The sequence below is a fragment of the Mycolicibacterium vulneris genome, from assembly GCF_002104765.1.
GTDB lineage: Bacteria > Actinomycetota > Actinomycetes > Mycobacteriales > Mycobacteriaceae > Mycobacterium > Mycobacterium vulneris.
In genome coordinates this window covers 1-17,792 of sequence record NZ_NCXM01000048.1, presented here as the reverse complement: position 1 = coordinate 17,792, position 17,792 = coordinate 1, and the positions used below count along the sequence as shown (strand labels likewise).

Annotated in this window: 17 protein-coding genes and 1 pseudogene; 14 read left to right on the top strand and 4 right to left on the bottom strand. The window is 68.5% G+C overall.

Annotation, left to right across the window (positions count from 1 at the left end):
• Positions 1-179 precede the first annotated feature (179 nt).
• From rpsP to trmD, 4 genes are read left to right on the top strand one after another with little or no spacing between them, the layout of a single operon-like run.
• Positions 180-701 carry a 30S ribosomal protein S16 gene (rpsP, locus tag B8W69_RS28050; protein ID WP_085292942.1) on the top strand — a complete coding sequence of 174 codons (522 nt, stop codon included), beginning with the start codon at positions 180-182 and terminating at the stop codon, positions 699-701.
• Between the two features lie 8 nt (positions 702-709).
• Positions 710-952: an RNA-binding protein gene (locus B8W69_RS28045; protein WP_003878715.1), complete on the top strand. Its 243-nt coding sequence runs from the start codon at positions 710-712 to the stop codon at positions 950-952.
• A gap of 24 nt (positions 953-976) precedes the next feature.
• Positions 977-1,504: a ribosome maturation factor RimM gene (gene rimM / locus B8W69_RS28040; protein ID WP_085292941.1), complete on the top strand. Its 528-nt coding sequence runs from the start codon at positions 977-979 to the stop codon at positions 1,502-1,504.
• A gap of 9 nt (positions 1,505-1,513) precedes the next feature.
• Entirely contained in the window at positions 1,514-2,227 is a 714-nt protein-coding gene (gene trmD / locus B8W69_RS28035; protein ID WP_085292940.1) for a tRNA (guanosine(37)-N1)-methyltransferase TrmD, read from the top strand.
• 21 nt (positions 2,228-2,248) lie between these two features.
• Here trmD and B8W69_RS28030 read toward each other — a convergent pair whose 3' ends face one another.
• Complete coding sequence (locus B8W69_RS28030) at positions 2,249-3,226, bottom strand: serine hydrolase (RefSeq protein ID WP_085292939.1); 978 nt, start codon at positions 3,224-3,226, stop codon at positions 2,249-2,251.
• 342 nt (positions 3,227-3,568) lie between these two features.
• On the opposite strand from B8W69_RS28030, the gene rplS reads away from it, so the two are divergent.
• From rplS to B8W69_RS28010, 4 genes and pseudogenes are all read left to right on the top strand, one after another.
• On the top strand, positions 3,569-3,910 hold the full coding sequence (rplS, locus tag B8W69_RS28025; RefSeq protein WP_085292938.1) for a 50S ribosomal protein L19: 342 nt from the start codon (positions 3,569-3,571) through the stop codon (positions 3,908-3,910).
• A 94-nt stretch (positions 3,911-4,004) separates the two neighbouring features.
• Positions 4,005-4,910 (top strand): signal peptidase I, encoded by a 906-nt coding sequence (lepB, locus tag B8W69_RS28020; protein ID WP_085292937.1) that lies wholly within the window; start codon positions 4,005-4,007, stop codon positions 4,908-4,910.
• Positions 4,911-4,912: 2 nt separating this feature from the next.
• Positions 4,913-5,720 (top strand): annotated as a pseudogene (locus tag B8W69_RS28015) (ribonuclease HII).
• Positions 5,721-5,724: 4 nt separating this feature from the next.
• Positions 5,725-6,030: a DUF2469 domain-containing protein gene (locus B8W69_RS28010; protein WP_003875077.1), complete on the top strand. Its 306-nt coding sequence runs from the start codon at positions 5,725-5,727 to the stop codon at positions 6,028-6,030.
• Positions 6,031-6,036: 6 nt separating this feature from the next.
• Here the strand turns inward: B8W69_RS28010 and B8W69_RS28005 are convergent, their stop codons facing one another.
• Entirely contained in the window at positions 6,037-6,807 is a 771-nt protein-coding gene (locus B8W69_RS28005) for a GAF and ANTAR domain-containing protein (RefSeq protein ID WP_085292935.1), read from the bottom strand.
• Positions 6,808-7,109: 302 nt separating this feature from the next.
• Here B8W69_RS28005 and B8W69_RS28000 point away from each other — a divergent pair, with 302 nt between their 5' ends.
• From B8W69_RS28000 to B8W69_RS27985, 4 genes are all read left to right on the top strand, one after another.
• Positions 7,110-8,090 carry an NAD-dependent epimerase/dehydratase family protein gene (locus B8W69_RS28000; protein ID WP_085292953.1) on the top strand — a complete coding sequence of 327 codons (981 nt, stop codon included), beginning with the start codon at positions 7,110-7,112 and terminating at the stop codon, positions 8,088-8,090.
• A gap of 109 nt (positions 8,091-8,199) precedes the next feature.
• Positions 8,200-9,021 (top strand): formate dehydrogenase accessory sulfurtransferase FdhD, encoded by an 822-nt coding sequence (gene fdhD, locus B8W69_RS27995; protein ID WP_085292934.1) that lies wholly within the window; start codon positions 8,200-8,202, stop codon positions 9,019-9,021.
• A 118-nt stretch (positions 9,022-9,139) separates the two neighbouring features.
• Positions 9,140-9,517, top strand: coding sequence for a YraN family protein (locus B8W69_RS27990; protein WP_085292933.1), 378 nt, complete (start codon positions 9,140-9,142; stop codon positions 9,515-9,517).
• Positions 9,517-11,028, top strand: a complete 1,512-nt coding sequence (locus B8W69_RS27985; protein WP_085292932.1) for a YifB family Mg chelatase-like AAA ATPase — start codon at positions 9,517-9,519, stop codon at positions 11,026-11,028. Before B8W69_RS27990 ends, B8W69_RS27985 begins: the two co-directional genes overlap by 1 nt.
• A 26-nt stretch (positions 11,029-11,054) precedes the next feature.
• Here B8W69_RS27985 and B8W69_RS27980 read toward each other — a convergent pair whose 3' ends face one another.
• Positions 11,055-11,330 (bottom strand): DUF4190 domain-containing protein, encoded by a 276-nt coding sequence (locus tag B8W69_RS27980; protein ID WP_085292931.1) that lies wholly within the window; start codon positions 11,328-11,330, stop codon positions 11,055-11,057.
• A gap of 104 nt (positions 11,331-11,434) precedes the next feature.
• On the opposite strand from B8W69_RS27980, the gene dprA reads away from it, so the two are divergent.
• Positions 11,435-12,604: a DNA-processing protein DprA gene (gene dprA, locus B8W69_RS27975; RefSeq protein WP_085292930.1), complete on the top strand. Its 1,170-nt coding sequence runs from the start codon at positions 11,435-11,437 to the stop codon at positions 12,602-12,604.
• 85 nt (positions 12,605-12,689) lie between these two features.
• Here dprA and B8W69_RS27970 read toward each other — a convergent pair whose 3' ends face one another.
• On the bottom strand, positions 12,690-13,238 hold the full coding sequence (locus B8W69_RS27970) for a DUF6941 family protein (RefSeq protein WP_245843391.1): 549 nt from the start codon (positions 13,236-13,238) through the stop codon (positions 12,690-12,692).
• A 601-nt stretch (positions 13,239-13,839) separates the two neighbouring features.
• Between B8W69_RS27970 and B8W69_RS32055 the strand changes: the two genes are divergently transcribed.
• Positions 13,840-17,792, top strand: a 3,953-nt coding sequence (locus tag B8W69_RS32055) for a PPE domain-containing protein (RefSeq protein ID WP_220084577.1), incomplete at its 3' end; no start/stop codon positions are given.

The following is a 17,792-nucleotide window of genomic DNA, read 5'->3' as shown; positions in this document are numbered from 1 at the left end:
TTGCGATCGCCGCGTCGCGCGATTTCTGATCGCCGCGCCCGTTCTGGCACAATAGGCGGCTGTCCGCCGAGCGATCACGCGTCGCCGACCGGTCATACACGCGAGGCAAAACCGGATCCGGGCATCCCGCCCCGATCGCTGAATTGCAGCGTGACACACACAGGAGAATTCGCTTAACCATGGCTGTCAAGATCAAGCTCACCCGGCTTGGCAAGATCCGCAATCCCCAGTACCGCATCTCCGTCGCCGACGCTCGGACCCGCCGCGACGGCCGCTCGATCGAGGTCATCGGCCGCTACCACCCCAAGGAAGACCCGAGCCTCATCGAGATCGACTCCGAGCGCGCCCAGTACTGGCTGTCCGTGGGGGCTCAGCCCACCGAGCCGGTCCGCAAGTTGCTGCAGATCACCGGCGATTGGCAGAAGTTCAAGGGCCTGCCCGGCGCCGAGGGTCGCCTGAAGGCCGCCCCGGCCAAGCCCAGCAAGCTCGAGCTGTTCAACGCCGCGCTGGCCGACGCCGACGGCGGACCGACCACCGAGGCCGCGAAGCCGAAGAAGAAGGCCCCGGCCAAGAAGGCCGCCAAGGGCGCGGACGAGGCTGCCGAGCCGGAGGCCGCCGCCGAGACCCCGGCGGAGACCGCCGCTGAGGCCGAGGCGCCCACCGAGGGCGGCGAGCAGGCCGAGCCGACCACCGAAAGCTGACCACGGCCATGAGTACGGTTGTCGTTGACGCTGTTGAGCACCTGGTTCGCGGGATTGTCGACAATCCCGACGACGTCCGCGTCGACATGGTGACCAGCCGCCGCGGGCGGACGGTCGAGGTCCACGTCCATCCCGACGACCTGGGCAAGGTGATCGGCCGCGGCGGTCGCACCGCGACCGCACTGCGCACCCTGGTCGCCGGCATCGGCGGTCGCGGCATCCGCGTCGACGTGGTGGACACCGACCAGTAGGCCTGCGCTGCTCATGGAACTCCCTTGGAGTTGACCGTCGGGCGCGTGGTGAAAGCCCACGGCATCACCGGCGAGGTGGTCGTCGAGGTCCGCACCGACGATCCCGACGCCCGGTTCGCGCCGGGTAACGCGTTGCGCGCCAAGCATTTCCGTGCTGGCTGGGAACGTGAGCTCACCGTCGAGAGCGCGCGCGAACACGGCGGGCGGCTGCTGGTGCGGCTGGCCGGCGTCACCGACCGTGACGCGGCCGACGCGCTGCGCGGCACCCTGTTCGTCGTTGATTCCGGGGACTTGCCTGACATCGACGAGGCGGACACCTACTACGACCATCAGCTCGAGGGCCTGCGCGTGCGCACCACCGCGGGCGAGCAGATCGGTGTTGTGGCCGAGGTGTTGCACACCGCGGCCGGTGAGCTGTTGGCGGTGCGGCGCGAGGAGGGCGACGAGGAGCGGGAAGTGTTGGTGCCGTTCGTGTCCGCGATCGTCACGTCGGTGTCGCTGGATGACGGCACCGTCGAGATCGACCCGCCCGAAGGCCTGCTGGACCTGTAGGCCTTCGAAATGAGAATCGACGTCATCACGATCTTTCCGGCCTACCTGGACCCGCTGCGGCAATCGTTGCCCGGCAAGGCGATCCAGTCCGGCCTGGTCGATCTGCAGGTGCACGACCTGCGGCGCTGGACCCATGACGTGCACCGCTCGGTCGACGATTCCCCCTACGGCGGCGGTCCCGGAATGGTGATGAAGGCGCCGGTGTGGGGTGAGGCGCTGGATGAGATCGTCTCCGAGGAAACACTTTTGGTTGTTCCCACCCCCGCCGGGCGGTTGTTTACGCAGGCGACGGCCGCGCGCTGGAGCGCCGAGGCCCACCTGGTGTTCGCGTGTGGTCGCTACGAGGGCATCGACCAGCGGGTCATCGAGGATGCCGCAGGGCGGATGCGTGTCGAAGAGGTCTCGATCGGCGACTACGTGCTGCCGGGTGGCGAGTCGGCGGCCGTGGTGATGATCGAGGCCGTGCTGCGCCTGCTCGACGGGGTGCTCGGCAATCCCGCTTCGCATCGCGAGGATTCGCACTCGCCGGCGCTGGACCGGCGCCTGGAGGGGCCCAGCTACACCCGGCCGCCGAGCTGGCGCGGGCTCGACGTGCCCGAGGTGCTGCTGTCGGGTGACCACGCGCGAATCGCCGCGTGGCGGCGGGAGATCTCGCTGCAGCGCACCCGTGAACGCCGGCCCGAACTGCTTGAGCCCGAACCGCTTGAGCCCGACGGCGATTGAGCCCGAGAAGGATTGAGCCCGTCAGAGCCCGTGCCGGGCCGCCTCGATGCGGCCCTCGGGAAATATCGTCTTGACCGCCCGGGTGATGGTGTCGCGGGCGGTGGCGTCATCGGCGGGCTGCAGGGATTGGACGACCATGATGTAGCGGTGGTCGGCCCCGATCACGCCGGTGGACAGATGCATCCAGTCGCTGCCGATGCAGCACATCCAGCCCTGCTTGACCGCGACCGGCTCGGCGTACAGACCGTCCGGGATGCCGAACCGCTGCGGGTAGCCGTCGAGCCCGTTGGGGGTGGACTGCGCCAGGTCGTTCACGATGATCTTGGCGTCATCGGTCGGCAGGCCTCCGGATCCGTCCAGCAACATCTCGTAGTAGCGGATCAGGTCGGTCACCGAGCTCATAGTGTTCCACCACCGCCCGTCGCTGGGCGGGGTGGTGGAGGACAGGCCGTAGCGGGACGCGACCTCCGTGATGATCGCGGCTCCGCCGCCTTGCCCCCAGAACTTCTCGGCCGCGCCGTCGTCGGATGACTGCAGCATGATGTCCAGGGCCTGGCGGTCGTCCACGCTCAGCGGCGCCTTGCCCTCGGACTCGTGCAGCAGCAGATCGTCGGCGATGAACAGCTTGGCCACCGACGCGGTGCCGATGACCTGGCTGTTGCCGTTGGAGATCAGCTGATGGGTGCTGCGATCGAGGATGGCCACCGACAGGGCGGCGCCGCTGCCGGCGGCCTCGTCGGCGGCCTGCTGGACGCGGGCCTGCAACTGGCCGAACCCCGGGGTCGGTAGCGCCTGGGCCGGCTGCGGGGGTGTGGCCGCCTCGAGCATCAGCGTGGTCGTCTGCGGGGGAGTCGAGGTGGGTGGCGCGGAGATGACCCGGACGGGCGCGGTGACCGGCAGGCTGTAGACCTTCGCCTGGACCAGCGCTTCGGAACCGGCGGCAACCACCAACGTCACCGCCGCGGTGGCGGTGACCAGCGTCAGCGGACGTACCCGCATTCCCCTCCTCCGGCGTGACCTCGACACAGTGCAACAGCGGGACCCTCGCGCCACCTGCACCGGCCGTCACGCTCCCGCGCGGGTAGCGCGTTCTGACCCCAGTCATATGTACCATTTACCAGCGCGTTTGGCGCGCTGCGAACCGCCGACTCGCTGTGATTTTCGTAGCACGCGCCCCGTCTGGCACAATTGACCAGTTGTCTCCAGTGGTTGCAGGCTGGTTGAGCCGATTTCCGCCCGCTGCGAGATACGCCAGAAAGCCCGAAACCATCGGCTGGGCGACCGCCTCACACCTGCGTGTGGGTAGCTGCCGTCGGCCGCGACCTCAAGGAAGTGTCTCGCATGAACCGGCTGGACTTCGTCGATCAGGCGTCGCTGCGCGACGATATCCCGGTGTTCGGCCCGGGCGACACCATCAACGTGCACGTCAAGGTCATCGAGGGCGCCAAGGAGCGTATCCAGGTGTTCAAGGGCGTGGTGATCCGTCGTCAGGGCGGTGGCGTCCGCGAGACCTTCACCGTGCGCAAGGAAAGCTATGGCGTCGGCGTCGAGCGGACCTTCCCGGTGCACTCGCCCACCATCGACCACATCCAGGTGGTGACCCGCGGTGACGTCCGCCGCGCGAAGCTGTACTACCTGCGTGAGCTGCGCGGCAAGAAGGCCAAGATCAAGGAGAAGCGCTGAGCCGGGACGCCTTGGTGGCGCTGCTGATTCGTCCCACCGTTTCTCCGGTGCGCCGGTTTGGGCGGCCCGAACGTGCGCTGGCTACGCTGATCTCGTGACCGATACCGCGGATTCATCGAAGCCCGAGCCCCACGCCGGCGAGTCAGATCCGAAGGTCTCTACCCGCAGCCCGGAGACGCGCCCCGAGAACGCCGCGACGACGGCCGGATCGATCCCCGAGCCGGGGCCGGCGGCCGAGACGCCCGACGAGCGTGAGCCGGAGGGCCACAAGCATTCGACGTTGCGCGAATTCGCGCTCCTGGCGGTGATCGCCGTCGTCCTGTACTACGTCATGTTGACGTTCGTGGCGCGGCCCTACCTGATCCCGTCGGAATCCATGGAGCCCACGCTGCACGGCTGCACGGGCTGCGTCGGCGACCGGATCATGGTCGACAAGGTCAGCTACCGCTTCAGCGCGCCGCACCCCGGTGACGTCATCGTCTTCAAAGGCCCGCCGCCGTGGAACCTCGGCTACAAGTCGATCCGGTCGAACAACACAGTGCTGCGCTGGGTGCAGAACGCGCTGTCGTTCGTCGGTTTCGTACCGCCCGACGAGAACGATCTGGTCAAGCGGGTCATTGCGGTGGGCGGGCAGACAGTGCAATGCCGGGCCGACACCGGGCTGACGGTCGACGGCAAGCCGCTGAAGGAGCCGTACCTGGATCGCAACACCATGGCCGCCGACCCGTCGGTGTACCCCTGCCTGGGCAGCGAGTTCGGGCCGGTTCACGTCCCGGCCGGACGGCTGTGGGTGATGGGCGATAACCGGACGCACTCCGCGGATTCGCGGGCCCACTGCACCAGCGTGCCGGCCGAGGCCCTCAAGGGTGTGCTGTGCACCGGCGACCCGACGTCGGGAACCGTGCCGGTGTCCAACGTGATCGGAAAAGCCAGGTTCATCGTGTGGCCGCCGTCCCGATGGGGCGGCGTGGGATCGGTGAACCCGCAGCAGAATCGGTAGCCATGGCCACGACCTGGCCGCCGCGGACGGTGATCCGTAAATCGTCGGGGTTGCGCACCCTGGAATCGGCGCTGTACCGCAGCGGGTTGGGTCCGGTGGCCGGCGTCGACGAGGTGGGCCGCGGCGCCTGCGCCGGACCGCTGGTGGTGGCGGCTTGCGTGCTCGGCCCAGGGCGAATGGAAAGCCTTGCCGCGCTTGATGATTCCAAGAAGCTCACCGAGGCCGCCCGGGAGAAGCTGTTCCCGCTGATTCGCCGCTACGCGCTGGCCTACCACGTGGTGTTCATCCCGCCCGCCGAGGTGGACCGGCGCGGCGTGCATGTCGCCAACATCGAGGGGATGCGCCGTGCCGTCGCCGGCCTGTCGGTGCGGCCCGGCTACGTGCTGAGCGACGGCTTCCGGGTGCCCGGGCTAGCCGTCCCATCGCTGCCGGTCATCGGGGGCGACGCGGTTGCGGCGTGCATCGCGGCGGCCAGCGTGCTGGCGAAGGTCAGCCGGGACCGGTTGATGGCCGCCATGGAGGCCGACCATCCCGGCTACGGCTTCGCCCTGCACAAGGGCTACAGCACGCCCGCGCACAGCACGGCGCTGGCGCAGCTGGGCCCGTGCCCCGAGCATCGTTATTCGTTCATCAACGTGCGTCGCGTGGCCAACGGGTGGGGCGGCCGGGTGGTGGCTGACTGCCAACCGGACCTACCGCTGCAGCGCGACGGATATCGGTGAGGAAAGATGGGATCAGGATTCCCACCCCGGCGAACGGCAGCTAGCGCCGGGATGCCCGGGGAAAGCTGTCTGGGAGAAGGACGTCTGAGCAGATGAGTGCAGAAGATCTCGAAAAGTATGAAACCGAGATGGAGCTCTCGCTGTACCGCGAATACAAGGACATCGTCGGCCAGTTCAGCTACGTCGTGGAGACCGAACGGCGCTTTTACCTGGCCAACAGCGTGGAGATGACGCCGCGCAACGCCGACGGCGAGGTCTACTTCGAGCTGCGGCTGTCCGACGCGTGGGTGTGGGACATGTATCGGCCGGCGCGGTTCGTCAAGCAGGTGCGGGTGGTCACCTTCAAGGACGTCAACATCGAAGAGGTCGAAAAGCCGGAGCTGCGGCTTCCCGAGTAGCCGCCGCTACGTGTTCGGCGGAAGCGAGTTGTCGCCGGGCACCGGCAGCTGACCGCGCTGCTCGATGACCTCCCGGGCGACGTCGGCCAGCTTGATGTTCAGCGCCTGGGAGTGGCGCCGCAACAGGTCGAACGCGTCGTCCTCGCTCATCTCGTGCAGCATCATCAGCATGCCGACGGCCTTCCCGATCTCACGGTTGCTCATCAGCCCGCGGCGCAGGCTCGCCGCGTCCTCGCCCTTGTTGACGGCGTTGATCGCGACGCTGGCGAACGCGGCCAGCACGGCCGCCCGCCCGGCGGATTCGGCGTCGAACATGTTCGGGGTGTCGCTGAACAGATTCAGCGCAGCGCCTTTGCGTTTGTCGACCAGCAGCCGGAAGCCCATCGCGCCGCGCACCGGTGTCTCGGCGACCAGGACGGCGGCCAGCTTGGGCCACAGCGACGGCGTGGTCAGGTCCGTGTCGATCTGGGGCGTCTCTTCCTCGATGGCATCGATGCACGGGCCGTCGCCGGCGCGCCGTTCGAGGTCGTCGATAGCCAGCGCCAGCCGGTCGCTGGCGCCGACAGTGACGTATTTGTCGTTCTCGCGCACCAGCAGGCTGGCGTGATCGCAGCCGCGGACGGTCAGGGTGGCGGCCACGCAGATGGCGGCATACATCTGGTTGGCGTCCGACCCCTGATAGATGATCTCGGCGAGGGCGGCGAAAACCGTCGCGGGGTCGGCCTTCTCCCCGCCAGTCGCGGACGCGTCCGCGCCGGTCCTCGATTCGTCGCCCATGCTGCGCCTCGTTTTCTGCGATGCCGGCCGTGTGACCGCTTTCGATCGCCGTAAATTATCGGTCGCCGCGACCAGCCTTACACCCGGTTTCGTCTGGCTGCGGCCAATCAGCGGGCATCTTGTTGGTCACCGTCGACCGCAAAGCTACCGCTGAGGAAGCGGAACGTCCGCACGTCCAGCCGCACACGAACCGCGAGACGCTGGAAAGATGGTTCTATCATCCGCCGATCACACGCGCCGGGGGCTTGGTGAGGTTCCGCACGCCGGGGCTTCGACAAGCCGCCGGAGGGAAGGACGTTCTGATGGGAGTGACCGTCGCGGTGACCGGACCGACCGGAGAGATCGGCCTCTCCGCGGTGACGGCGCTGGAACGCGAACCCGCCGTCGACGCGATCATCGGGATGGCTCGCCGGCCGTTCGACCCGCCGTCACGCGGCTGGCTGAAGACCACCTATCAGCAGGGCGACGTCCTGGACCGCGAGGCCGTCGACGCCCTGGTCGCGCAGGCCGACGTGGTGATCCACCTGGCCTTCATGATCATGGGCTCGCGCGACGAGAGCGCCCGGGTGAATCTCGAGGGTTCCCGCAACGTGTTCGAGGCGACCGTGGCCGCTGAGCGGCCCCGGCGCCTGGTCTACACCTCGTCGGTGGCGGCCTACGGCTACCACTCCGACAACCCCGCCCCACTGACCGAGGACGTGCCGGTGCGGGGGTCCGCGGAGCACTACTACTCGGCGCAGAACGCGGCGTCCGAAGCGCTGCTCGCCGAGATCACCAAAGACTCGCCGCTGGAGGTGTTCGTGTTGCGGCCCTGCATCGTCGCCGGGCCCAAAGCCACCGCGCTGGCCGACGCGATGCCGTGGAATCAGCTGCCCGGCCCGATGCGTGCCGTGGTCAATGCCGTCCCGGCGCTGAAGCCGGTGGTGCCGGATCCGGGCTTTCCACTGCAGTTGGTCCACCACGACGACGTCGCCGCGGCGATCGCGCTGGCGGCCACGGCCCCGGCCCCGCCCGGGGCATACAACATCGCGGGCGACGGGGTCGTGACGGTGGCTGACGTGGCCAGGGCGCTGGGCGGGCGCCCGGTGCGGGTTCCCGCTGTTGCCGCCACGGCGGCCTCCGCGGCGATCTCACGGGTACCGCTGATGCCGTCCGTGCTGGAGTGGCTGCACACCGCGCGGACGTCGATGGTCATGGACACCACCAAGGCCAAGACCCAGCTGGGCTGGCGGCCGCTGCACTCGTCGGCCGAAACGCTGGAAGCGCTGGCCGGGGGCGCGTGACAGCGTTGCCCTTCTCGGCGGCCGGACGCCGGCCAGGGTAGGTTGATCCGGTGGGTTTCCAGCATTCCGCCGCTTCTCGCGACGTCTCCGCCGGCGGTGAAATCGCCTAGTGGGGCACGTAACGTCGCGCCGGCGGGTCACGCATCTGACCGCCGAGAAGGCGATCACCCGGCCTGAGACCCTGGTCGTCGAGGAACCGTTGGAGATCCGGGTCGACGGCACCGCGGTCACCGTGACGATGCGCACGCCGGGTTCGGATATCGAACTCGCCCAAGGCTTTTTGCTCACCGAAGGCGTCATCGCGGGCCGCGACGACGTGCACAGCATCCGGTACTGCGCCGGGCGCGACGACGAGGGCGCGAACACCTACAACGTGCTGGACGTGACGCTGGCCCCGGGAGTGGAGAAACCCGGCCTCGACGTCACCCGCAACTTCTACACCACCTCGTCGTGCGGGGTCTGCGGCAAGGCGTCGCTGGACGCGGTGCGGCTGATCAGCCGCTTTTCGCCGGGCACCGATCACGCGACCGTCGCGGCGGCCACCCTCAAGGTGATGCCCGGCCAATTGCGTTCGGCGCAAAAGGTTTTCGACAGCACCGGCGGCCTGCACGCCGCCGCGCTGTTCGGGGTGGACGGCGCGATGCTGGTGGTGCGCGAGGACGTCGGTCGACACAACGCGGTCGACAAGGTGATCGGCTGGGCGCTGGAGCACGGGCGGATACCGCTGCAGGCCTCGGTGTTGCTGGTCAGCGGGCGGGCATCGTTCGAGCTGACGCAGAAGGCCGTGATGGCGGGCATCCCGGTGCTGGCGGCGGTGTCCGCGCCGTCGTCGCTGGCGGTGTCGCTGGCCGAGGAGTCCGGCATCACGCTGGTGGCGTTCTTGCGGGAGGACTCGATGAACATCTACACCCGGGCCGACCGGATCACCTAGGCCGGTCCCGCGCCGGCGGCTGTGGATGGGCGCCGCACTGGGGATAACCGGCCGTTGCGGGTGGCCGCGGGCCGCGAGGGCGGCCCGTCCCGTCGGGGGCGCCGGGCACGGTGGCCCCATGACGACCGAAACGACGATGACCCGGATCCAGCTGGGGGCGATGGGCGAAGCGCTCGCCGTGGATCACCTGATGCGCATGGGATTGCGGATCCTGCAGCGCAACTGGCGCTGCCGCTACGGCGAACTCGACATCATCGCCCGCGACGACGCCACCGCGACGGTGGTGTTCGTCGAGGTGAAGACCCGCACCGGCGACGGATACGGGGGACTGGCCCATGCCGTCACCCCGCGCAAGGTGCTGCGGCTGCGCAGGCTGGCCGGCCTGTGGCTGGCCGGCCAGGACCAGCGCTGCGCCGCGATCCGCCTCGACGTGATCGGCGTGCGGGTCGGGCGCCGCCGCATCCCCGAGATCACCCACCTGCAAGGGATCGGCTGATGGCGCTGGGACGCGCGTTCTCCGTCGCGGTGCGCGGCGTGGACGGACAGATCGTGGAAATCGAAGCCGACATCACCTCCGGGCTGCCCGGCGTGCACCTGGTCGGCCTGCCCGACGCCGCCCTGCAGGAGTCGCGCGACCGGGTCCGGGCGGCCGTCGCCAACTGCGGCAACACCTGGCCCATGGCGCGGCTCACCCTGGCGCTGTCGCCGGCGACGCTGCCCAAGATGGGGTCGGTCTACGACATAGCCCTGGCCGCCGCGGTGTTGTCGGCGCAACGCAAGAACCCGTGGGACCGGCTGGAGAAAACGGTGCTGCTGGGTGAGCTGTCCCTGGACGGGCGGGTCCGGCCGGTGCGCGGGGTGCTGCCGGCCGTGCTGGCCGCCAAGCGCGACGGCTGGCCGACCGTGGTGGTTCCCGTGGACAACCTCGCCGAGGCCAGCCTGGTCGACGGCATCGACGTGTGGGGCGTGCGCACCCTGGGGCAGCTGCAGAAGTGGCTCAGTGGCTCCGGCGGCCTGGGCGGCAGGATCGACGCGAAACCCACGGACGGGGAGCCCGAGGCGGATCTTGTCGACGTGGTGGGGCAGACGCAGGCGCGGTTCGCGGTGGAAGTGGCCGCCGCCGGAGCGCACCACCTCATGCTCACCGGCCCGCCGGGGGTGGGCAAAACGATGCTCGCGCAACGCCTTCCGGGGTTACTGCCGCCGTTGACCGATGCCGAGTCCCTGGAAGTCACCGCGATCCACTCGGTGGCCGGGTTGCTGTCGGGCGACACACCCCTGATCACCAGGCCGCCGTTCGTGGCGCCCCATCACAGCTCGAGCGTCGCGGCGCTGGTCGGCGGCGGGTCCGGGATGGCGCGCCCCGGGGCCGTCAGCCGGGCGCATCGCGGGGTGCTCTTCCTCGACGAGTGCGCCGAGATCCGGGTCAGCGCGCTGGAAGCCCTACGAACACCCTTGGAGGATGGCGAGATTCGGCTTGCCCGCCGCGACGGGGTGGCGTGCTATCCCGCCCGGTTCCAGCTGGTGCTGGCCGCCAACCTGTGCCCGTGTGCGCCGGCCGACCCGCAGGACTGCATGTGCGCGGCGGCCGCCAAACGCCGCTACCTGGGCAAGCTGTCCGGGCCGCTGCTGGATCGCGTGGACCTCCGCGTGCAGATGCATCAGGTCAAGGCCGGGGCGTTCGCGGGCCGAGCCGGTGAATCGACGGAACAGGTCCGCCACCGGGTGGCGCAGGCCCGCGGGGCCGCCGCCGAGCGCTGGTCATCGCACGGATTTCGCGCCAACGGCGAGGTCAGCGGGACGCTGCTGCGCCGAAAGTTCCGTCTCAGCAACGCGGCGATGGAGCCGCTACAACGGGCGCTGGACGGCGGGCTGCTCAGCATCCGTGGCCTCGACCGCACGTTGCGGGTCGCGTGGAGCCTGGCCGACCTGGCCGGTCGCACCTCGCCCGGGACCGACGAAGTCGCCGCCGCACTCAGTTTCCGCCAGCCCGGGGCGCAGCGATGAGCGCCGCAACAAGTCTGGCGGGCGCGCTACCAGCGCGCCGTGGTGAGCCAATCGGTGTGCCCACCCCGCACCGCTATCGCGACGGTCACCAGAATCGCGAACGCGCGGGCGAATTGGGCCAGGGCGCGGCCACTTTCACCCCGCTGTTCCATCTCGCGCAACCCGAGGCAGGCCAGGCCGATGCTGATGACGGGGATGGGAAAGCCGATCCAGCTGACCAGGCTGAGCGCGAACGCCGCGACGGCCCAGGGGTTCTTGGGACGGGTGGACGTGGTGTACACCATTGGCGGGTCGAGGATCATGGGTCGTTCCGTTCGTTGCGGGCCGGCGTGCGGCGGGTGGCTGACAACACCACGTTCGCGCGCGGGGCTGGAAGGATCCTTGGCGGATTCTTGGGGGTACGGCGATGACGACGGCCCTCGACGATCCCGCGCTGCGCGCGTGGGCCTATTTGTCCCGGGTGGCAGAGCCGCCCTGCGCCGAACTCGCTGCCCTGGTGGCGCACGTCGGCCCGGTTGAGGCCGCGGAGCGCGTCCGCCGCGGACTGGTCGATGACGACGTGGCGCGGCGCACCGAGGCCCGGCGCGAGATCGACCGCGGCGCGGCCGATCTCGAGTTGCTGGCCCGGCGTGGTGGGAGGTTGATCACCCCGGACGACGACGAGTGGCCGCTGCTGGCGTTCGCCGCCTTCCGCGGTGGCGCGCCGCGACCCGGCGGCGCTGCGGCGATGGTTGCGCCGATGGCGTTGTGGGCGCACGGGCCAGTGCGGCTCGATGAGGTCGCGCACCGAGCGGCCGCCGTGGTCGGGACGCGCGCTTCGACCCCGTATGGCGAACATGTCGCCGGCGAACTGGCGGCCGGGCTGGCGCAGCGCGACGTCGCGGTGGTCTCGGGCGGCGCCTACGGCATCGACGGCGCGGCGCACCGCGCCGCGCTGGACTGCGACGGCGTCACCGTGGCCGTCCTGGCCGGCGGGCTCGACGTTCCCTACCCGAGCGGTCACACCGCGCTGCTGCACCGCATCGGCCAGCACGGGCTGCTGTTCACCGAATATGCGCCCGGAATTCGCCCGGCCCGCCACCGGTTCCTGACCCGCAATCGGCTGGTGGCCGCGGTCGTGGGGGCGGCCGTGGTGGTGGAAGCCGGTCTGCGCAGCGGCGCGGCCAACACCGCGGCCTGGGCGCGGGCGTTGGGGCGGGTGGTGGCCGCGGTGCCCGGACCCGTCACGTCGTCGGCGTCGGCGGGCTGTCACGCCCTACTGCGCAACGGCGCCGAACTGGTCACCCGCGCCGACCACGTCGTCGAGCTCGTCGGCTACATCGGTGAACTGGCCCGCGACGAGCCGCACCCAGCGACGCCTCTCGACCGTCTCAGCGACGCCGAACGCCGGATCTACGAGGCGTTGCCGGGCCGCGGCGCCGCCACGGTCGACGAGATCGCGGTCGCATCGGGAATGGTGCCCGAGCTGGCGCTGGGGCCGCTGGCGATGCTCGAGCTGGCCGGATTGGTGCAGCGCCAGGATGGGCGGTGGCGAATTGTCCGCGCTCGCGGGGCTGTGGCACCGCCGCCTCTGTGAACGGGATCAGGCAAAGAGCCGCCCGCGCCCGGGGGGAAGCGCAACGGTCCGGCTTGTTGCACTGTGACCGGATTCAGGCACGCCGTCATAACACACTATCGTCCGGCCAATTGCCGATCAGACTGCGGGAATGCTGCGGCTCGTGCGGTCGACGGGGCCGGGCGCCGACGGGAGAACATTTGTCTACCGGTAACCCCGCCTGTCCAACCAGTCGGTAAGGGAGGCGGCGCTGAACGGTCCCGTCGACGCTGACGGCGAAGACGTACGAGCCCAGCTTCCCCAACCGAAGTACCGGAATGTTGACTGCGAAGGCAACTGATTGGGTTTCGTCGGCCTCATGATGGTCCGACTTGCCGATGTTGAATTTAAATTGGGTGTGGAACGGTTCGCGTTCGTCCAAACCCTTTTGAAGCTCAACCGCACGCCCGTCCGAGTCCAGTAGTTCAATGTCGACCGTGTGCTCTTGGTCGCTCGCCGTCCGCGGTACTTCGACGATAATGCCGATGCCCACCGAGACCGTAAAAGGCTCCGAGTGTCCGGCCGGAATGAGGACCTGATCTATGCCTCCCGCCGACACGTACAACAAGTTGTTTTGCGCCTCAGCGTGGTTACACAAAATTGCCGTCAACTCCATGTCAGGACAGTACGCAGAAAAGCTTGCCGCATTGAGTATTTGGCAGCATCGATCGCCATGCCGCCCTGGGACTGAACGAAGATGGGACTCAACGGAGTTCGCTGACCGATCCCTTCCCGCTGCTCAGAATCCAGTTTTCAGTTCGCGGTCAGGTTGAGTACAGCAGTGGTGATTAGAGCAAGCGAGACCGCACCGGCGCGCCCGGCTCACTTGTCCGTAACGCGGCCTAAGACATTTGAATTCATCGACTTGCGCTGACGGCTCGAATGCCCACCTGGTATTGCGACGAGGCCGGGTCGGCGCTTGCTGGACCTCTTCGCCAATCAGGACAAAAGCCGAGCTGGCCCCGAAGTCTCGGCGGCCGTCACGCGTTGGCAGTTCACCGAACGTCCGCTCCCGGCACTCTGCGATACCGGTTTGATTCCCGAAGCCAGTCCGCGAAACAAATCGCGAGGTTGACGTGCCAGCCAAATTTTGTTAAAGCTTAGGGAACCTATGCTACACGCGCACAATAGGAGCCGTCGAGGTCGAACGTCGAACGGGTGCAGTTGCAATCTTCTGACTTTGGGTCGTCACTCAATCAACTCAGTGAGAGAAGGCTATGGACTTTGCCGCGCAGCCCCCAGAAGTCAATTCCGCGCTCATGTACAGCGGCCCTGGGTCAGGGCCGCTTTTGGCGGCCGCGGCCGCTTGGGACGCGCTGGCCGCCTCGCTGGCCTCCACCGCGAGCGGCTACACCTCGGTGCTCTCGGAGCTGACGGGCCAGGTGTGGCTGGGTCCGGCTTCGCTGGCGATGCTGGCTGCGGCGGCCCCCTATGTTGAGTGGCTGGCTGCCACTGGCACTCAGGCCGCGCAGACCGCCGCCCAGGCGTATGCGGCGGCGGCGGCCTACGAGGCGGCGTTTGTCGCCACGGTGCCCCCGCCGGCGATCGCCGAGAATCGGGCGCAGCTGGCGGCATTGGTAGCGACCAATTTTCTGGGTCAGAACACTCCGGCGATCATGGCTACCGAAGCCCTCTACATGGAGATGTGGGCTCAAGACGCCGCCGCCATGTACGGATATGAGGCTGCTTCGACGGCTGCCCGGACCCTGACCCCGTTCGGCGAACCGCCCCGCACGACCAACCCTGCCGCGCAGGGGGCTCGCGCCGGCGCGCTGGCCCGGGCCGCCGGCGACTCCACCAGCACCCGAATCCAATCCCTGACGCAACTCAGCTCGCATCCGGTCTCGCAGCAGCTCGGCTCGTCGGCGGCCTCACAGCAGTTGGCCTCGGCCGCGGTGTCGCAGCAGGTCGGTTCGCCTGCCGCCACACAGCAACTGAGCTCGACGGCGGCCTCACAGCAGTTGGCCTCGGCCGCGGCGTCTCAGCAGGTCGGTTCGCCTGCCGCCACTCAGCAGCTGGCGTCGACGACAGTGTCGCAGCAGGTCGGCTCGACCACGGTGTCACAGCAGGTCGGCTCGAGCGCGGTGTCGCAGCAGGTCGGTTCGACCACGGTGTCGCAGCAGGTTGGTTCGTCCGCCGTCTCGCCGCAGTCGACCTCGACCACGGCCTACCAAGCGGCTGCGCCCGCCGCGTCCCACCAGCCGGCCATGACCGCCGCCTCTCAGCAGCTCGGCTCTACCACCGCTTCCCAGCAGTTGGCCTCGCCCGCCGTGTCGCAGCAACTCAGTTCGACGGCGGTCACTCAACAATCCGCGTCAACCACGGTCACTCAACAATCCGCGTCGGCGGCGGCCACTCAACAATCCGCGTCTGCGGCGGTGTCGCAGCAGTCGGCCTCTACCGCGGTTTCCCAACAGCTCAGCACGACCGCCGCCTCCCAAGGGCTCACCGAAACCCACGTCATCATCGACGGCGTCGACCCGATTTCCCTCTCCGGTGACGTCACCGGCACCACGCATCTCACGGCCGGCAATAGCTACGTCGTCCTCGCCGGTAACTCCGTCACTATCGACCCCGGCGCCAGCCTGATCGCCGACTCCGGCAGCACGCTCACGGTGGACGGCACCATCACCATCGACGGCGGAACGCTCAGCTCGGGCGGCACCCTGGTCGACAGCGGCGCCATCACCGTCGCGAACGGCGGGGCCGTCACCGTCAACGGCGGAGCGCTTCTTGCCGACGGCGGCACCCTCACCGTCAGCAACACCTTCACCGTCGCGAGCGGCGGTTCCCTCACCGTCAACGGCGGAGCGGTTGCCGGGGGAGGCGGCAGCGTGACTGTCGGCTCCAGCGGCGTCCTCACCGACGCCGGCAGCATCACCGTCAGCAGCGGAGGCGTTCTCGGCGCGGGTGGCAGCGTGACCGACGGTGGCACGTTGACCGTCAGTGCCGGTGGAGTGCTCGCCGACGGCGGAACCGTGACCGTGGGCTCGGGTGGCACGTTGGCCGATGGTGGCACCGTCACCATCGGCTCCGGAGGTACGTTGACCGTCAGCCCGGGTGGTGCGTTGACTGACAGCGGCGCCTTGACCATCAGCTCGGGTGGCACACTTACCGACGGCGGCACCGCCACCGTCACCGGGGGCGGCGTGCTCACCGACGGCGGCACCCTGACGAACACGGGCGGGACCGTCATTGTCAGCAGCGGTGGCGCCGATAGCGGCACGTTGACCGTCAGCTCCGGCGTGACCTTCACCGACAGTGGCACCGTGACCGTCGGTTCGGGCGGCACCCTGACCGACGGGGGGACTGTGTCCGTCGCCGCCAGTGGCACATTGACTGACGGCGGCACGGTCACCGTCGCCAGCGGTGGCACGCTGACGGATTCTGGTGCACTGACTATCAATTCGGGTGGTGTGTTCACAGATAGCGGCTCCTTCACCGTGGGCACCGGTGTCACTGTTGTCGATAACGGCACGCTCAACCTCAACAACGCCGTCACCCTCACCGCCAGCTCGATCAACGTGGGCTCCACTGGCGCGCTCAACGTCAATAGCGGCGGTACGCTCGCCACCAGTCTGGGTGGCACGTTGACCGACAGCGGTGCTGTCACCATCAATTCGGGTGGCTCTCTGACGGACAGTGGCACCGTGACCATCACTGGCGGTGGCACATTGACCGACGGCGGCACCCTGACCAATACGGGCGGGACCGTCGTTGTGAGTACTGGCGGCACCGATAGCGGCACCCTGACCGTGGGCTCCGGCGTGACCTTCACCGATAGCGGCACCGTGACCGTTAACACCGGTGGCAACCTGACTGTCAACGGAGCGCTCACCGTCGGTCCGACTGGCACGTTGACCGACGGCGGTGCCGTCACGGTGAATTCGGGTGGGGTGCTGACGGATAGCGGCACGCTGACGGTCAACTCGGGTGGCATTCTGACCGACGGCGGCACGCTGACTGTCAACTCTGGCACCACCCTTACCGATAGCGGCACTGTGACCGTCAGCTCGGGTGGCACCCTCACCGATAGCGGAACCCTGACCGTGAACACCGGTGGAAGTCTGACGGACAGCGGGACCGTCACTGTCGCCAGCGGTGGGGCGTTGACCGACACTGGCGTGGTCACGGTGAATTCGGGTGGGGTGTTGACGGATAGCGGTGGGCTGACGGTGAATTCGGGTGGGGTGTTGACGGATAGCGGTTCGTTCACGATGGGTTCCGGTATCACCGTGGTCGATAACGGCACGATGAATATCAACAGTGGTGTGAGTCTGACGGGCAGCACGATCGACGTGGGTTCCACTGGTGCGCTCAACGTCGATAACGGTGGCTCGCTGACTGTGGGTGCCACCGGCACGTTGTCCGATGGCGGTGCCGTCACCGTTAACTCAGGCGGGACATTGACGGATAGCGGCACCGTCACTGTCAACGGTGGTGCGGTTCTCGGTTCCGGTGGAACCCTGACGGACAGCGGCAGTCTCACCGTGGCGAACGGCGGTACCCTCTCCGTCAACGGCGGATCGGTCCTCGGCTCTGGCGGCCTCCTCACTGACAGCGGCAGTCTCACCGTGGCGAACGGCGGCACCTTGTCCGCCAACGGGGGATCGGTTGTCGGCTCCGGGGGCACCGTGACCGTGGGTTCGGGTGGCACTCTGACCGACGGCGGAACCGTCACTGTCAGCAGTGGAGGGCTTCTCGGCTCGGGCGGCACCCTGACTGACGGCGGGACTGTGACGGTCAGCGCCGGCGGCACCCTGACCGACGGCGGCACCGTGACGGTCAGCACCGGGGGCACCCTGACCGACGGCGGCACCGTGACCGTGGGCTCCAGCGCCACCCTGACCGACAGCGGCACGATGAGCGTCAGCTCGGGTGGCGCGCTGACCGATAGTGGTGCGATGACTGTTGATTCGGGCGGCATGCTTACCGATAGCGGTTCGTTCACGGTGGGTTCCGGTGTCACGCTGGTGGACAACGGCACGCTCAATATCAACAGTGGTGTGAGCCTGACCGGCAGCACGATCAACGTGGGTTCCACTGGTGCCCTCAACGTCAATAGTGGTGGCACGTTGAGCGTCGGTTCCTCTGGCACGTTGTCTGATGGTGGTGTGGTCACGGTGAATTCGGGTGGGGTGTTGACCGATGATGGTGCGTTGACGGTGAA

What these genes read in the sequence shown, in the direction of transcription:
- B8W69_RS27970 (WP_245843391.1), bottom strand. Translation starts at nt 13,238, where the DNA reads ATGGAGTTGACGGCAATTTTGTGTAACCACGCTGAGGCGCAAAACAAC.
- B8W69_RS28045 (WP_003878715.1), top strand. Translation starts at nt 710, where the DNA reads ATGAGTACGGTTGTCGTTGACGCTGTTGAGCACCTGGTTCGCGGGATT.
- B8W69_RS28030 (WP_085292939.1), bottom strand. Translation starts at nt 3,226, where the DNA reads ATGCGGGTACGTCCGCTGACGCTGGTCACCGCCACCGCGGCGGTGACG.
- trmD (WP_085292940.1), top strand. Translation starts at nt 1,514, where the DNA reads ATGAGAATCGACGTCATCACGATCTTTCCGGCCTACCTGGACCCGCTG.
- B8W69_RS28000 (WP_085292953.1), top strand. Translation starts at nt 7,110, where the DNA reads ATGGGAGTGACCGTCGCGGTGACCGGACCGACCGGAGAGATCGGCCTC.
- B8W69_RS27990 (WP_085292933.1), top strand. Translation starts at nt 9,140, where the DNA reads ATGACGACCGAAACGACGATGACCCGGATCCAGCTGGGGGCGATGGGC.
- B8W69_RS28005 (WP_085292935.1), bottom strand. Translation starts at nt 6,807, where the DNA reads ATGGGCGACGAATCGAGGACCGGCGCGGACGCGTCCGCGACTGGCGGG.
- B8W69_RS28010 (WP_003875077.1), top strand. Translation starts at nt 5,725, where the DNA reads ATGAGTGCAGAAGATCTCGAAAAGTATGAAACCGAGATGGAGCTCTCG.
- B8W69_RS27980 (WP_085292931.1), bottom strand. Translation starts at nt 11,330, where the DNA reads ATGATCCTCGACCCGCCAATGGTGTACACCACGTCCACCCGTCCCAAG.
- rpsP (WP_085292942.1), top strand. Translation starts at nt 180, where the DNA reads ATGGCTGTCAAGATCAAGCTCACCCGGCTTGGCAAGATCCGCAATCCC.
- rplS (WP_085292938.1), top strand. Translation starts at nt 3,569, where the DNA reads ATGAACCGGCTGGACTTCGTCGATCAGGCGTCGCTGCGCGACGATATC.
- B8W69_RS27985 (WP_085292932.1), top strand. Translation starts at nt 9,517, where the DNA reads ATGGCGCTGGGACGCGCGTTCTCCGTCGCGGTGCGCGGCGTGGACGGA.
- dprA (WP_085292930.1), top strand. Translation starts at nt 11,435, where the DNA reads ATGACGACGGCCCTCGACGATCCCGCGCTGCGCGCGTGGGCCTATTTG.